This is a genomic window from Luteolibacter ambystomatis (genome assembly GCF_018137965.1).
In the GTDB taxonomy this organism is placed as follows: Bacteria; Verrucomicrobiota; Verrucomicrobiia; order Verrucomicrobiales; family Akkermansiaceae; genus Luteolibacter; species Luteolibacter ambystomatis.
The window spans coordinates 4,090,090-4,106,846 of the sequence record NZ_CP073100.1 but is presented as its reverse complement, the minus strand read 5'-3'; the positions used below and the strand labels follow the sequence as shown (position 1 = coordinate 4,106,846).

The 16,757-nt window shown below is 63.2% G+C and carries 9 protein-coding genes; 8 read left to right on the top strand and 1 reads right to left on the bottom strand.

Annotation, left to right across the window (positions count from 1 at the left end; genetic code table 11):
• Positions 1-225: 225 nt before the first annotated feature.
• The 7 genes from KBB96_RS15790 (at position 226) to KBB96_RS15760 (ending at position 10,337) form a co-directional block, all read left to right on the top strand.
• Positions 226-1,212, top strand: coding sequence for an alkaline phosphatase family protein (locus KBB96_RS15790; RefSeq protein ID WP_211630464.1), 987 nt, complete (start codon positions 226-228; stop codon positions 1,210-1,212).
• Between the two features lie 79 nt (positions 1,213-1,291).
• Complete coding sequence (locus tag KBB96_RS15785; protein WP_211630463.1) at positions 1,292-2,305, top strand: alkaline phosphatase family protein; 1,014 nt, start codon at positions 1,292-1,294, stop codon at positions 2,303-2,305.
• Between the two features lie 19 nt (positions 2,306-2,324).
• Entirely contained in the window at positions 2,325-3,473 is a 1,149-nt protein-coding gene (locus tag KBB96_RS15780) for an FAD-dependent oxidoreductase (RefSeq protein ID WP_211630462.1), read from the top strand.
• 60 nt (positions 3,474-3,533) lie between these two features.
• Entirely contained in the window at positions 3,534-4,424 is an 891-nt protein-coding gene (locus KBB96_RS15775) for an endonuclease/exonuclease/phosphatase family protein (RefSeq protein WP_211630461.1), read from the top strand.
• A gap of 34 nt (positions 4,425-4,458) precedes the next feature.
• The gene (locus KBB96_RS15770) at positions 4,459-5,367 is read left to right on the top strand and encodes an HAD family hydrolase (protein WP_211630460.1); all 909 of its coding nucleotides are present in this window, start codon (positions 4,459-4,461) and stop codon (positions 5,365-5,367) included.
• Between the two features lie 112 nt (positions 5,368-5,479).
• The gene (locus tag KBB96_RS15765; protein WP_211630459.1) at positions 5,480-9,313 is read left to right on the top strand and encodes a beta strand repeat-containing protein; all 3,834 of its coding nucleotides are present in this window, start codon (positions 5,480-5,482) and stop codon (positions 9,311-9,313) included.
• Between the two features lie 211 nt (positions 9,314-9,524).
• Positions 9,525-10,337 carry a phosphatase PAP2 family protein gene (locus KBB96_RS15760; RefSeq protein WP_211630458.1) on the top strand — a complete coding sequence of 271 codons (813 nt, stop codon included), beginning with the start codon at positions 9,525-9,527 and terminating at the stop codon, positions 10,335-10,337.
• Between the two features lie 5 nt (positions 10,338-10,342).
• Here KBB96_RS15760 and KBB96_RS15755 read toward each other — a convergent pair whose 3' ends face one another.
• A complete protein-coding gene (locus KBB96_RS15755) occupies positions 10,343-11,557 on the bottom strand; it encodes a XylR family transcriptional regulator (protein WP_211630457.1) in 1,215 nt (404 codons plus the stop codon).
• 202 nt (positions 11,558-11,759) lie between these two features.
• Between KBB96_RS15755 and KBB96_RS15750 the strand changes: the two genes are divergently transcribed.
• Positions 11,760-16,754 (top strand): alkaline phosphatase family protein, encoded by a 4,995-nt coding sequence (locus KBB96_RS15750; protein ID WP_211630456.1) that lies wholly within the window; start codon positions 11,760-11,762, stop codon positions 16,752-16,754.
• The last annotated feature ends 3 nt before the right edge of the window (positions 16,755-16,757 follow it).

Here is a 16,757-nt window from a genome sequence, read left to right as displayed (position 1 = left end):
AACCACACGCCGTGGAGGCATGGCATGAACGCGAGAGGTCATCATGCTCTCCGGTATGCCGGTGTGGCAGGAGTATGACCATGGCAGCCTTGCGAAAGGTATTGGCTAAAACGCCACGCAATAGTGACTATTGCAAGCAGGTTGGCATGCTGGTGTGGCGGAAATGTCAATGAATTGGGGAACATCGTAAGCGATCCCTGCTCCGGTGTTCCGTATCCTCGGGCCATGATGAACCGCATTCTTCCTTGCCTCGTGGCACTTGCTCCCGCCGTGTGGGCCGATCCCGGTCCCGGCGATGCCAACGACTTCCACGGCAAGCGCGTGCTCATCATCGGCATCGATGGCCTGCGATCCGATGCACTCAAGGCGGCGAAGGCACCGGTCATCCAAGGTCTGGCCAAGGCGGGCTCGGTCACATGGACCGCGGTGGCGGGTGGAGCGGAAGAAGGCCCGACCCATCAGCCGACCATCAGCGGCCCCGGCTGGACCTCGATTCTCACCGGCACTTGCATCGACAAGCATGGTGTTTCCGGCAACTCGATGAAGCCTGGCATCTACCAGGTCGAGAAGGCTCCCCACTTCGCCAGGCGTCTCAAGGAAACCGTGCCGACCGCCTGCGTCGCGTCCTTCACCAGTTGGAATTGGATCGAGGACTACCTCATCGCCGCCCAGCCGGATGCGGTGGATCACCATGAGAAGGGCATCGGCAAGGCGTATCCCGAGCGGGATGCCGACGTGAAAGCGAAGGCGCTCGACTATCTGGCCAAAGCGAACCCGGATGTGATCTTCGTGCATTTCGACCAGGTCGATGGCGCGGGGCACTCCACCGGCTTCTCCACGGAGAATCCGAAGTACATGACCGCGATCACCACCGTGGACGGACTGGTGGGCGAGATCATGGCCTCGGTGAAGAAACGCCCGCAGTATGCCAAGGAAAGCTGGATGGTGATCCTCACCACCGACCACGGCGGCAAGGGCACGTCCCACGGCGGTCAATCGCCGGAAGAGCGCACCATCCCCATGATCGTGGCCGGGCGTTCCGTGCCGAAGCTGGGTGTCTCGAAGGAAACGCCGGGTCAGTTCGTGGTGCCTGCCACCACCTTCCAATACCTCGGCGTGCCGGTGAAGGCGGAGTGGGGATGGGAGCCCGGCACCTTCGGGCTCCAGAAGCCGGTGATCGTCTCCTCGGCAAAGGGCCAGCCGAAGTCCTGATTCCTTTTCCCTGCCAATCACAAAGGGGTTTTTGCCAGCGAATATCTACCATGAATCCCGTAGTTATGGTTCCATGAATATGAAACACCTTCTTGTTCCGCTCTGCGCGCTTCTTCCGACACTGGCTGCGGCGGCTCCAGGGCCGGGCACGGCCAACGATTTCAAAGGCAGGCACGTGCTGATCGTTGGCATCGACGGCCTGCGCTCGGATGCCTTCCAGGCGGCGAAGGCTCCGGTCCTTCAGAACCTCGCGAAGACCGGTACGGCCACGATGAAGTCGGTGGCTGGTGGCGACCTGAACGGTCCGACCAAGCAGCCGACCATCAGCGGTCCCGGCTGGACCACGCTGCTCACCGGCACCTACACCAACAAACACGGCGTGGTGGGCAATGGCACCAATCCCTGCGACCAGCAGCCGGTGCCGAAGGGTGGCTCCTACCAATCCAAGGCGGCCCCCCATTTCGCGAAGTATCTGAAGGAAGCCGTTCCCTCGGCGAGCATTGCTTCGATTACGAGCTGGCCCTGGATCGAGACCTACATGATCGCGCCCCAGACCCAGTACTTCGACATGCACGTGGCGGCTCCGGGCAAGGACTACCTCGTGAAGGATGAGGAAGTATCCCGCCAGGCCGCGGAGCTGCTGAAGACCGGCAATCCGGATGTGATGTTCCTCCACTATTCGCAGGTGGATGGCGCGGGACACTCCACCGGCTTCGCCACCGACAATCCGGCCTACCTTTCCGCCATCGAGCACGTTGATGGTCTGGTCGCTCAGGTGATGGATGCCGTGAAAGCGCGGCCGCAGATTGCCAAGGAGAGCTGGCTGGTGATCGTGGTCACGGATCACGGCGGCAACGGCCGCTCGCACGGCGGCCAATCCGAAGGCGAGCGCACCATTCCGATGATCGTGGCGGGCAAGGGCAGCTCGGGCCGCGGCATCGTCGATGAAACGCCGGGCCAGCACGTGGTTCCGGCCACGGTTTTCGAGTTCCTCGGAGTGCCGGTGAAAGCGGAGTGGGGCTGGGAGCCGGGCACCTTCGGCCTCGGCAAGCCCGCGACCGTGGGGACGCCATTGGAAAAACCGAAGTCCTGATGCGGCTTCTCCGATCCGCATGAAGCAGTCTTGGGATCACATTATTGTCGGCGGCGGAATCCTTGGAGCTTCGTTCGCGTCGGCGCTGCTTGCACAGGGGAAGCGTGTCGCCTTGTTCGAGCGTTTCTCCCGTCCGAATGGTGGTTCGGTGCGGAACTTCGGCCTCGCATGGCCGTTCATCGCGCCGGATCTGGCATCGATCCCTCTCGGTCTGAGGACGGCGGAGATCTATCGGACGCTGTCGGATGAATTCCATTTCGGCTGGAACCCATGCGGCTCGCTGCTGGTGGCGGAGACGGCTGTGGAGGCCGCCGTGCTCGCGGACTTTGAAACCAAAGCCGGAGACTACGGGTTGAACTGCCGGATGCTGGAACCGCGGGATGCGATCCGGCATCATCCCCGCTTGTTGAAGGATGGCATGCAGGGCGCGCTGGCGTTTCCGGATGCGGCCGCGTTGGAGCCGCGGATCTTCGTCGCCTGTTGGCTGGAGTGGCTGCGGGATCGGAAAGGGCTCGGTTATTTTCCGTCCACCACCGTCGTGCGGATTGAGGAAGGCTGCACGGTGCATACCGCGTCCGGGGATCGCTTCCAGGCTCCGCACGTGCTGGTGTGCGCGGGCGAGGAGTTCCAGACGTTGTTTCCGGAAACTTTCATCCGCAGTGGCATCCGCCGGTGCAAGCTGTCCATGCTCCAGACGGAGCCACTGGGTCTTCCGCGTGGAATCCCCGGCCTGGCATTCGGGAGGTCGCTGCGCCATTACCCGGTGTTCTCCGGCTCGCCCGCGTTTGCGAACATGCTCGCGGAGCCCAGTGACGCGGCTTCCGATCGTCTCGGCATCCATCTGCTGGTCAAGCCCGCACCGGATGGCTCGCTGGTGATCGGGGACTCGCATGAATACACCGCGCCGGATGAACCACCGGATTTCGACCAGACCGCTGAGGTGGAGCAACTGCTGTTCCGGCTCGCGCACCGGCATTTGAGAGGTTGTCCGTTCCTCGTGTCGAAGCGCTGGCTCGGCTACTATGCGAAGCACCCGGAAAAGCCGTGGATCGAGGAGCATCCGTTGCCCGGCGTCACCGTCCTCTGCGGGCTCACCATCGGAATGTCCGTGGGACCGGCCTTCGCCGAGCAACAGGTGGCCGGTTGGCGGCAATTGTCGAAAATGTAAATCATCTGGCGATTTTACCATTATTCCGTCACATATGCGGTGCTTCACTTTGTCCGTCTCATGAATCCACGCGCCTTGTTGATCGCGGCTCTTGCCGCTCCCGTTCTCGCCTGTGCGGCGGAACCCCTCGGACGTTTCAGTGACGACCCATCGAAGCTGCGGGTGATGCAGTGGAATATTCTCCACGGCGGCCGCGATGATGGAAAAGAAGAAGGCCCGAAGCGGGTGGTCGAGGTGATCCGGGACGCGAAGCCGGACATCGTCTCGATGCAGGAAACCTACGGCTCCGGCGAATTCATCAGCAAGGAGCTGGGGTTCCATTTCCATCCGCGCGGGACGAATGTCTCGATCCACACCCGCTATCCGGTGGTGGAGGATATTTCCGTTTACAAGGAATTCTGCTGCTCCGGCGCGCTGCTGGAGCTGCCGGGTGGCAAAAAGATCGCCTTCTATGCGGTGTGGCTCGGGTACAGCAAGGAGATCTGGGAGAAGGGAACCCGTGAAGGGTTGGACGACAACCAGCTCATCGCCGCCTGCAAGGCCTCCGAGACCGACATCGACGGCATCCTTTCCGGCATCAAGGAGCGGCTGAAGGATCCGAAGTATGCGGACGTGCCGGTCCTGATCTGCGGGGACTTCAACAGCATGTCCCATTTCGACTATATTCCGGCTGCCAGGAGCCAATATGGCACCGTCATCCGCTGGCCCACCAGCGTGGCGATCACGAAGGCCGGGTTCACCGATTCCTACCGCGAGCTCCATCCGGTGGTGGACCGCATGAAGGACCGCACCTGGTCGCCCCGCTTCCCGGAGCAACAGCAGGACAGGATCGACTACATCTACTATAAAGGACGTAATTTGAAGGCGCTCTCCTGCGTGACCGACGAGAAGCACGCCGTGAAGTTTCCTTCCGACCATTCCGCTTTGGTCGCCGATTTCCAGGTCCGTTGAACCGCCGGACGAAGCAACAGCCCTTCCATCACTTTTGATCTCTTCCATTTCCGATCCGAACGCCGGTGTCACCGGCACTCCAGGCGAGGCCCATGTCACCGCCATTCTCCAGTGCGTGGATGACACCCGGCGGGCCATCCTTGCCAAGGGCGGCCCTGGTGGCACGCCGCTGGTGGAGGACGGCTGCGTCTTCCTCTGCTTCTGGGATTTCGATGGCACCATCCTGCATGGGGATTGTTGCGAGGGCCATGCCGAGGGCGGCCGGGTGATCTACAGCGGCCTGCTGGAGGAAATCATCCTGGGCGGTTTCGCGGCCGGTTATCCCGCCACCCCTCGAGGGGTGGCCAAGGGCATTTCCGACTACCGCCGTCTGGAGCGGGAAAACGGTGCCGGGACGGCCTATGCGTTTCTGGCGCAGATGATGAGCGGTGCCCGGGAGGAAGAGGTGTTCGAGCTTGCCGCCCGGCATTTCCGCACCCGCCAGATGACGCATGTGTTTGACTCGTCGTTCCGGATGATCGAGGGGCTGCGTGCCATGGGTGTCGTCGTGCATGTCGTTTCCGCCAGTCCGGATGTCTTCATCCGGGCCATTGCGGCCGAGCTGGGCCTGGATGTGGGCCGCAGCCGCGGCATCCGCACGGAGATTGAGAACGGTCTGCTCACCGCCCGCCTCGATCACCCCGTCACCTACGGCAGCGGCAAGACGGCGGCGGTCATGGATGAGGTGACACGCGCGCGCCGCGAGCACCCGGAGAAACAGGTTTTCGTGCTGGCCGGCTTCGGCAACAGCCATCACACCGATGGTCCGTTCCTCGATCACATCGCGGATCAGATCCTGCCTGCCGGCCAACCGCTGGCGGTGATGATCAATGAGATCCCGAAGAGCCGCGCGTTTCTGCATGTCAGCCAGCAGGCCGTCCGCGGCGGCTTGTCACGATCCTGACAATAAGGTCCCGGTCGCTTGGCGATACGGCCAATAGATCTTGCGGAATGACCATTGTGGGGAAGGGAGCAAGCTGGGCAGGGTTGGAGCCTTCCCAAAGCGCTCTTCTCTCATGAAACCTTCCCGCCTCTTCTTCTGCTTTCTTCTCTCCGCTTCCCCCTCCATGGCCGCCAGTGTCACATGGAACGAAGCCGGGCCTACCAACAACTGGAACACCACCGATGCGAACTGGACCGGTGGTGCCTCGGTTTTCACCAACGGTGACAGCGCCACTTTCGGCGCGGCCACCGGAGAAACGGTCACCGTTGATGCCGCGGGCGTGACCCCCGCGTCCACCGCCATCACCGGCAACGGCAGCTACACCCTCAGCGGTGGCTCGATCCTGGGTGGAACCCTTGCCAAAGGCGGCACCGGGACTCTGACCCTTTCCGCCGCCAACAGTTTCTCCTCGGTGGGGATTTCCTCCGGAACCCTGTCCCAGACCACGGGTGCCATTTCCACCGCGCTGGTCAGCGGCGGCAATTACACCGCGCTCGGCGCCGGTCCGATTTCGTTTACCTACACGGCGGGCATCACGCCGCTGTTCTTCGGTGCGACCGGCACGCTGACAAATGCCATCACGTTGCCGACCGCGAACGTGGAGACCCGCTTTTCGGGAAGTGCCGGCGGCCGTATCACGACCTTCTCGGGATTGATCACCGGAGGCAATGCTTCGGCCACCCTCCGCTTGGACAACAACACGGCTGCGGGTGTGGGTCGGTTCAAGTTCACGAACGCCTCCAATACGTTCACCATGAGCCGCTTCCTCATCAACCGGGGCGGACTTGAATTCACCAGCGACGGCGCGCTCGGAAACGCGAACAACGACCTTACTCTCGACGTCACCAATACCGCGGATGGCACCGGCCTGATTTTCGGCGCGGACAACATCACCCTGAACAGCGCGCGCGCCGTGACGGTGGCCACGACCACGGTGATCAACACGCAGGCGTTCACCGGCAGCCGCATTGATGGTCCCATGACCGTCACCGGCCAGACGATCAAGACCGGTACCGGCAATCTGATCCTGAACGGCACGGGCTCCGGCACCGGCGGATTGCAGATCAATGCCGGCACCGTGCAGGTCGGCAACGGCGGCACCACCGGCTCGATCACCACTCCGGTGAATGCGAACGGTGCGGCCACCACGCTTTCGTTCAACCGGAGCGATGCCGTGACCTATGGGGCGGTTTTGTCCGGCACGGGCAGCCTGGTCCAGAGTGGCACCGGCACCCTGACGCTTTCCGCTGCGAATACCTTTACGGGTGCCACCACCGTCAATGCAGGCACCTTGAACGTGACGGGATCCTCGGCCGCGGCCGGAACGATCGCGATCAACGGAGGCACCTTCAAATTCGGTGCCGCCGCCGATCCGATCGGCACCTACACCGCCGCTTCGCTCACGCAGTCCGCTGGCAACCTGTCCCTGGATGTCTCGGCCGGCAGCAAGGACACTCTCAATCTCACCGGCAACTACACCACCACCGGCGGGGGCATCATGGTGAACGTGCTTGCGGCCCCCAATGTCGGCGTGCCGTACAATCTGGTGAACTACACCGGCACCCTTTCCGCGCATCCGCCGGTGACCTTCACCGGACTCGGCGGCAGCCGTCTCGCCGGGACGGTGGACTATGGCACCGGCACCAACAGCGTGATCAGCGTGACCTTCAATGGCGTGATCGGGAACCTCGTGTGGACCGGAGCGAATGGGACGTCCTGGGATACCACCGCGCAGAACTGGCTCAATGGTGGCAGCGGGGATGCCTTCTTCCAGCAGGACGCCGTGTTTTTCGATGACAGCGCGTCGAACTTCACGCCGGTGCTGTCCGGCACGCTCCAGCCGAGCAGCGTGGTATTCAGCAACGCCAGCAACACCTACACGCTCTCCGGATCCGGCAGCCTTGATGGCAACGGCACCTTGAGCATCACCGGCGGTGGCACCGTGGTGGTGAACAATACCAACACCCTCACGGGCCAGACCACCATCACCGCGGGCATCCTGCAGATCGGCAATGGAGGAACGTCCGGCAGCCTGGGAACGGGGCCGGTCGCAAACAACGCCAGCCTGGTGTTCAACCGGTCGGACACGGCCGTGTTTCCAAACTCGGTGACGGGCTCGGGCACCATCACCCAATCGGGCACCGGCACCACGGTGCTGACGGGGGACATCAACTCCTCCGGTTTCATTTGGGTCGCGACGGGTGCCCTGCAGGTTGGCAATGGCGGCACCACCGGCTCCATCGGAGCCAATCCCAGCAGCCTCCAGGTGGACACCAGCCTGATTGTGAACCGCAGCTCGGCCACGACCATTGCAGCGCCCATCAGCGGGGCCGGCACCCTGACCAAGCTCGGGGCGGGTGCGCTGACCTTGTCCGGCACGAACACCTTCACGGGTGCGACGACGATTACCGCGGGGTCCGTGGTGATGGCGAATCCGGATGCGCTGGCTGGCAGCCCGGTGGTCTTCAATGGCGGCCAGCTCGCGTTCAACTTCGGCAACGGCACCACAACCACCGTTTCGCATGATTTCACGTTGCCCGCGACCGGCCAGCAGCAGTTCATCACCACCGCTCCCACGTCAGCGACCACGGTGCGGTTGACTGGAAAGATCAGCGGTGGAACCGCCGGACAAACCTACCGCCTGGTGGACTCCAATGTGGGCGGAAACCACAACAACGTGCTGACCCTCGAAAACCCGGCGAACGACTTCCAGGGCCGGGTGGAAATCTGGCGCGGCTCGCTGGTCTTCACCTCGAACGAGGCATTGGGAAATCCTGCCAACGGCATCCGTCACGAGTCGGAGAATTTGAACGGAGCCCTGCGCTTTGGCGCTGACAATATCGTGCTCGCGGCAACCCGCGCGATCGAACTGGGTGGCAATGACGATCCGATCGACGTGCAGGCATTCACGGGCACGATCCTCGGCCCGGTCAGTGGTGCGGGTCGCTTCGTCAAGCAAGGCACCGGCCGCTTGATCATGCCCGCCGCCATGACGACCACGGCGGTTTCTTCCATTGCCGCGGGAACCCTCCAGGTGGATGGCACCTGGTCCACCTCGGCGTCCGCCCTCACCGTGGCCGTACCCGGCACACTCGCGGGCATCGGCACGATCAACCGTCCGGTCACGGTGAATGGCACGCTCGCTCCGGGCAATGGCGTGGGCACGCTGACGGTAGGAAACACCACCACGTTTGGTGCGGGTTCCACCTATGCCTTCCAAATCGGAGATTGGACCGGTGCCGCAGGCACGGGCTACGACCAGCTTGCTTCCACCGCGGTGGCCATTACCGCCACGGCCGCATCGAAGCTGACCGTGGTTGTGGATGCTTCCACGATGGTGAACTTCACCGATGCCAACAAGACCTTCGTCATCGCCACCGGCACCCAGAGCGGCCTCGCCCTGGACAACTGGACGGTGACTACCACCGGTTTCAGCGGAATCGGCACATGGAAGCTGCAGGTCAACGGCAACCAGCTCGAGTTGGTGTATGCGCTGGGCACTCCCTTCGACAACTGGGCGAACAGCTTCGGCTCGCTGCCGGCGAACAAGCGCGGCGTGCTCGATGACTATGACAACGATGGCACGCCGAACCTTCTGGAGTACGTGTTGGGCGGCAATCCCACCTTGATGGATGGCACCGCCATCGCCCCCACCACCCAGCAGAGCGGATCCAACCTCCTCTTCATCTACAGCCGCAGCGATGCCTCGGAGCTCGATACCACCCAGACCGTCCAATATGGCAGCGATCTGACGGGCTGGACCGACGTGCCGATCGGCGCGACCAGCGGCGGCATGGTGATGATTGCGGAAAATGATGTGGCCGCGGACACGGTGCAAGTGACCATCCCCACGACGGGCAACCCCAAACTCTTTGTCCGTCTCAAGGTAACCAAGAGCGGCTCCTGAGAGCCCTTCGGATTTTTCATGGATGAAACGCGCCGGGCCGGTCCTTTCAGGGGGACGGGCCCGGCCTTTTTTGCCAAGGTGGTCCGTTCTCGGACCTGCGGTTGGGGGGAGAGAGGGCAAGGGACGTTGTGAGGGCCCGGGCGTATTACCATTTTGTCATACTCCTGCACTGGCAGAGGGCGTTTTGCATTGGTGTAAATCCATTTTGGAAATGGACACCATCGACCCCCCGGAACCTGATCTTCTCGCCTCCGCCGTACCGATTCCCGGCGTGTTCGCTCCCGAGCGCCCGGTGGTGCGCACCAGTGCTTACCGGCGATTCCGCAGGGATGTGCTCCGCGAGTGGCGTGGGTTGGTCGAAGAGTGGACGAGCGGCTCTCTCAAGCAGTGGACCCTTGCCGGAGTGGTCGTCAGCCTGCTGATGATGTGGAAGGTGGATGGTCCGTGGCTGCAGGGGATCCTCACCCATCTCCGCAGCTGTCCTCCCCCCGAGGCCCTCGGGACGATCAATTTCTGCCGCTGGGTGAATGTGGCGGGAGATTTCGGATTCTCGTTGCTCATTTTCGTGATCCTTTCCGCCATTCACTCGGTGAAGCGTTCGCCGTTCATCCGTCGCCTGGCGGTGAGCGTGCTGGTCTCCTCCCTGGTTGTGGGTGCCGCTGCCCGGGTGGTGAAGATCGGCGTGGGCCGGGTGCGGCCGCGCGAAATGACACGCCAGCATCTTCAGCCATGGTCCTGTGTCGGTCCGGCCTTGGATGCGAACTACAACAGCTTCCCCTCCGGTCATTCCTCATTCGCCGCCGCCGGATCCGGCCCTGTCCTGATGGCCGCGCCATGGGCGGGGATTCCCCTGACCGCTTGCACGCTGGTGATCGGCGGTTCACGTGCGGTCGGAATGTATCATCATCCGTCGGATGTAGTCGCCGGAATCTGGCTCGGTGCCATGATCGGCTGCACTTCCGGCATGCGTCTGCGGCGCTTGACCCAGCGGGCCCGCCGCATCGCCGCCTGCCGGGCGGCATGATTTCGTCACGCGATCTTCGCCGATCCTCCGCGCCGGAATTCTCCGGGAGTGGTGCCCGTGGTGCGCTTGAAGAAGCGGCAGAGTTCATCGGCCGCACCGAAGCCCAGATCACCGGCGATGCGGTCGATCGTCCAATCGGTGCGCCGCAGCTTGTCGCACACGATCTGTGCGCGCTGGCGGTCGATCTCTTCCTTCGGAGTGCGTCCCAGGACGGCTTGGAAGCGTTGCCGCAGAAGCTCTCGGGAGACACCGGCGGTGCGGCACAGTTCCTCCACGCTCACTCCGCGCTCCGGCACCGTCGCGCGGATGAAACGCATCGCCTTGGTCACCACTTCATCGGGAAGCTCCACCAGGCCGGTGGATTCCCGCAGGGTCAGTTGTACCGGCTTGACCAGCATGCGGGTGCCCTCCGGCACCACCTCGCCCTGCATCATGCGCACCAGCAACTGGGCGGCCTGGCTGCCGATCAGGCGGCCCGGATAGCGTACGCTGCTGAGCGCCGGGCGGGTGATGCTGCAGTGTACCATGTCATCCGCCACGCCGAGCACCGGCACGTCCTCCGGACAGCGTAGTCCCAAGGTGGCCAGCGCCCGTACCGCGCAGACCGCGGAGATGTCATCCTTGGTGAAGAGCCCGGTGGGCGGCTCCAGCTTTGCCAGCAGACGCCAGGCGAGATCCTCGATCTTCGCCGCGCGGCTGGCATCGGGATAGTGGGAAGCGGGAACTTCCAGCACCTGCACGTCATAGCCGCTGCGGCTGATTTCCCGGCGGAAAGATTCCAGCCGCTCCGTCGAATAGCGGCGGTGTGGATCGTGCCAGTAGGCGAAGCGCTTCAGACCGAGCGTGAGCAAATGGCGGGCGGCCATCGTGCCGGCGGCATCGTTGTCGAGGGTCACGCGCGGGAAGACCGGGCAGTTCAGCGGATGCTCCGCGCTCAGGTTCACCACCGAGATGCCCTTGCGCTTCCACGCCACCGCTTCGGCAGCCGTATAGCGATACACCAGCAGGCCGTCGCCTTCCCAGGATTCGTCGATACGGACGGGCGCGAGATCCCCTCCGCTGGGTTGCTCGAATTCGAGTTCGAGATCATTGCCGGAACGCGCGACCTCCAGAATGCCGGGGAACAACCGGTAGCCGAAACCCTGCGACCAGTCGATCAACCGCACCCCCACGCGGTAGCGGCGTTTCAGTTCCGGCAGGCTGGAGTTGCGGCGTCTCATGTGCGGGCGGGTTGTAAATTTGCCAAACACTCTTGCCAAGTTCTCAAATCGGGAACGGATGCGGGTGCCGTATGAAGCCCAACCGCTTGTGGTATGGACGATGGGTGGGAGCAAATATGTCAATGCTTTAGGCGTTCCTGCCACTTCACGGTGACGATTCCGTAAGGTTTGTTCGGCGACAGGTTTTCAAAACCCCACGTTCATGCGCTCGATCCTCTGTTTTGTTGCCCTTTCTTTCCAACCCCTCCTGGCCGCCACGGTGGTTTGGGACGATGCGAACTCCAACAACGCCTGGAATACCACCGACGCCAACTGGACCGGTGGAGCCATCTTTGCCAACGGCAATGATGCCACCTTTTCCGGAACCACCGGTGAAACGGTGACCGTGGTGGCAGGTGGCGTTTCCCCCGCCTCCACCAGCATCACGGCGAACGGCGCCTATACATTCTCCGGGGGAAGCATCGGCGGCACTTTGTCGAAGGCGGGCACCGGCGCGCTGACGCTGAACTCGGCGAACGCCTTCACCTCTGTTGCTCTGAACGGCGGCAGCATCACCGTGGGCAATGCGGGGGCTCTCGGCGGCGGTACGCTCACCATCGGCAGCGGCGCGGCGAGCGGCACCGGATCGAACCTCGTACACTTCACCGCGGGTAGCAAGACGGTGGCGAACAACATTGTCCTGCCGAATGACTCGGCCACCACCAACCGCCGGTTCTCCAATGCGGGTGGCAGCACGGACGTTTACACGCTTTCCGGCACGATCAGCGGCGGTGGTGCGGGCACGATCCTGTATTTCGACAATGGCACTTCCGGTGATACCAGCCGCCTGTTCCGCCTGAGCGGCACAAACACCTTCACGGGAAAGGTCCAGGTCAACCGCGGGAGCCTGCAGATCGATTCGGATGCGGCTTTTGGAGGCACCTCCAACACGGTGACCTACAACGCCAACAGCGGGTCCAAGCTGATCTTCAGCAATGCGATGACCTACACGCATGCGACCACACTGAGCACCGCGACAGTCTTCGACACCGGTGCCAATGCGGTGACCGCCAGCGGCGTGATCAGCGGCAGCAATACCTTCACCAAGTCGGGGACGGGCACACTCACCTTGTCTGCGGCAAATACCTGGTCCGGCACCAGTTCGGTCGGTGCGGGTACGTTGGTTGTCACCGGATCGCTCTCCAGTTCGGCGAATGCCGTCACCGTCCAGAGCGGAGCGACGCTGGCAGGCACCGGCACGATCAACCGCCCGGTGGTGGTGAATGGCTCGGTGGCTCCCGGCGTGACGGGAACCGGCACGCTCACCACCGGTGCGCTGACGCTGGCCCCGGGGTCGGCTTATGATTGTCAGATCACGGATTGGAACGGCAGTGCGGGCGCCGGTTCCGATACGCTCACCTCCGGCGCGTTGTCCCTGACCGCCACCACGGCTTCGAAGTTCACCGTGCGTGTCAATGGAACCGGCATGACCGGCTTCAGCGAGACTTCGAAGAGCTTCACGCTGATCGCCGCCAGTGCCGTGCCCACCGGCCTCACGGCGGACAATGTCACTGTGACCACCACCGGCTTCAGCGGCACCGGCACCTGGGCGGTGCAGGCATCCGGAAACAATCTGGTGCTCGTTTATACGCCCGGTGGCCCGCCCTTGAATCTCTATGATGACAAGCATGTGCTTGTCATCGGCATGGATGGCTGCCGCGCCGATGCGCTCAAGCAGCAGGTGGAGACCGGCAATGCGCCGAACATCGCCGGACTGGTGGCGAACGGCACCGTCACCTGGAACGCGCACGCGGGTGGCGACCTCGGCACCCCGACCCAGCAGCCGACCATTTCGGGGCCGGGATGGACCAGCATTCTCACCGGTACCTATACGAACGTCCACCATGTCGTGGACAACTCCTCGCCACCCTATGACCAGCCGGCGACGGTGGGCTCCTACATGGTCAGCCAGGCACCCCACTTCGCCCGGCATCTGGTCGAGACGAAGCCGGGCACCTATGTCAGCTCGATCGCGAGTTGGAGCTGGATCGAGGACTACACGGTGGCGGCGCAGCCGGGCTACTTCGGCTACCATGCGAAAGGCAGCGGATCGAGCTACGCACTCCGTGACAACGATGTGGCAGCCAAGGCGGTGGCGAATCTCTCGTCCGCGAATCCGGATGTGATGTTCCTGCACTTCGACCAGGTCGATGGCGCGGGCCATTCGCTCGGGTTCTCGCCCACCGTTCCGGGATACATGACCGCGATCCAGAATGTGGATACGCTGGTCGGCAATGTGCTTGGTGCCATTGCCGCTCGTCCGAACTACGCGTCCGAGCAGTGGATGGTCATCATCACCGCGGACCATGGTGGCAATGGCGTCTCGCACGGCGGACAATCGGCGGGGGAGAGAACGATCACGTTCCTCGTTTCAGGTGGCGGTGTTCCGGTGGGTGTGAGTACGGCCAGCCCGGGGCATGGCGCGGTGCCCGCCACGCTGATGCGCTATCTCGGCCTCAGTATTCCGGCCGCTTGGAACCTGGCGGAAGACGGCTTCATCACCGGACCGACCTTTGCCGCGGTGCGCAGCGGTGGATCCGCACAACTCGCATGGACGATGCCCGCGGCTGGCGTCCCCGGCCTGACCGGTTTCGAACTGCGGCGCAACGGTGCGACCGTGGGCACCTACACACTCGCGCAGTCCTCCGCCACCGACCTCACGCCGGACGGTGGCGCCAACAACTACGAGCTCGTGCTTCTTGGCACCGCGGAAGCAACGCTCAAGCAATCGCTGTTCATCCCGGGTGGCAATCAGCGCGTATGGGACGATGCCAACGCCAACAACAACTGGAACACCACCGATGCGAATTGGACGGAGGGCGCCGTGTTCGCCAATGGCAATGATGCCTTCTTTGCCGGAGCGACCGGCGAGGTAGTGGCGGTCGATGCGGGTGGCGTAACTCCCGCGGCGATCACGATTTCCGGAGCGGGCTCTTATACTTTCAGCGGCGGTTCGATACTCGGCGGCACTCTCGCCAAGACCGGTGCGGGTACGCTCACACTCTCCAGCGCGAATGCGTTCCCTTCGGTTTCGCTTTCCGCCGGGCCGGACAGCCAGAGCGCGGGAGCGGTGAACGTTGGTTCGTTTGGCGCGCTGGGCGCGGGCACCGTCACGCTGGCGAACGCTTCAAGCATGACCGCATTCTATTTCGCACCGGCGCTCGGCAGCGGCACGCTTGCCAACAACATCGTGCTGTCTTCGCCTGTGTCCGCCGTCACCACACGCCTGCTCGCGGATGAGACGAACGTGACCGTCACGCTTTCCGGCATCCTCTCCGGCGGCAATGCGAATCAGGAGCTGCTGATCGACAACGATTCGAGTTCGAGCGATGTCGGCAAGATCCGGCTCACGAATGTATCGAACTCCTTCACCGTTTCCCGTATCCGCATGAACCGTGGAGGCCTGGTGGTGACCTCGGATGCCGCCCTTGGCAACGCATCGAATGGTCTGGCGCTGGATGTATCCAGCAACCTTGCGAACTCCGGTCTGGTAATGGAAGGTGCCGTCACGCTTGGCTCCACCCGTCCGATCAACATCCTGTCCCAGACCGTGATCGATACCCAGGCGACCGCGGATACCGTCAAGGGAGCGATCACATATGGAGCGCAACTGGTGAAACGTGGCAGCGCCGCATTGCGTTTGGAGGGTGCGGGCACCGGAACCGGCGGCATCAGCTTGGTCGAAGGCAGCCTCACACCGGTGGTGGCCACCGCCTTCGGCACCGGCACGCTTTCGGTTTCCACCACGGCCGCCGCTGGCTTCCTCGATGCGACCGCGTTGCCTGCTACTTCGACGCTGGCGAATGCCATCGTGCTGCCTTCCGATTCCGCCGGGGTTCTCCGCACCGTGCTGATGACCTCGGGTGCGGGCAAGCAGTTGGAGCTCTCCGGTGTGATCTCCGGAGGTGGGGCGAACACCACGCTTTATCTCAATACCAGCACCACGGGTGATACCGCCGCGGTCTTCCTGCTCAGCGGCACGAATACCTTCACCGGCAAGACCCAGCTCAATCGCGGCAGCCTTTCAATCACTTCCAATGCGGCTCTCGGTGCCACCGCGAACAGCCTGATGATCGATGCGAACACCGGATCGAAGCTTTCGTTCCTCGCGCCGATGTCCTTTACCCATCCGGTGGCACTCAGTACCGAGACGATATTCGATACGGCGGCCAATGCGGTGGATATGACCGCCGTTCTCTCCGGCAGTGCCGCATGGACGAAGAACGGCACCGGTACGCTGACCCTCTCGGGCGCGAACACGCATACGGGCGGTATCGCCGTCGCGGTGGGCAAGCTGCAAGTGACCGGCACGCTGGCCTCATCCTCCAATGCCGTTGTGGTTTCAACCGGTGCAACCCTCGGCGGCACCGGCACGATCAACCGCCCGGTCACGATCAATGGCACGCTCGCTCCGGGGGCGACGATCGGCACGCTGGCGATCGGAAACACGCTCACGCTGGGAACGGGTTCCGCCGTCGCCTTCGATCTCGCGAATTGGACCGGAGCCGCCGGATCCGGCTACGATACCATTAGTACGAATGCCGTGAACATCACCGCCACCAGCGGATCGAAGCTCACCGTGAACGTGAACGCCGCGGGTCTCGTGAACTTCACCGAATCACCCAGGACCTTCGTCATTGCCTCCGCGGCCAGCGCGCCGACCGGCCTTGTGGCGGGTAATTGGGCGGTGGCCGTGAGCGGTTTCTCGGGAACCGGCACATGGACGCTCCAGGCCTCCGGCAACAATCTCGTGCTGGCCTACAACCCGGCGGGCATGTCCGGCTACGCCGCCTGGGCGGCCAACAAGCTGACCGTTGGCCAGGACCCGGCTTTCAATGCAGATCCGGATGGCGATGGTCTCATGAATGGCATTGAGTTCGTGCTCGGCACCGAACCCGGCAGCGGTATCACGAACAGTTTGCCGATGCTTCAGGATACGGGCGACAACATCGTCTTCACCTTCCGCCGGACCCATGACTCCGAATCGCTGGATCCGCATGTGGAAACCAGCGAATCGCTGGCCGGAGGAAGCTGGACGCCGGTGACGACAGGCATTTCCGTGCAAGCGGATGGTGAGACGGCGGACATGGTCACCGTCACGATTCCCAAGACGGCTCGCACGAAACTCTTCGTGCGCCTCACGGTGACCCTGCCGTAGCGG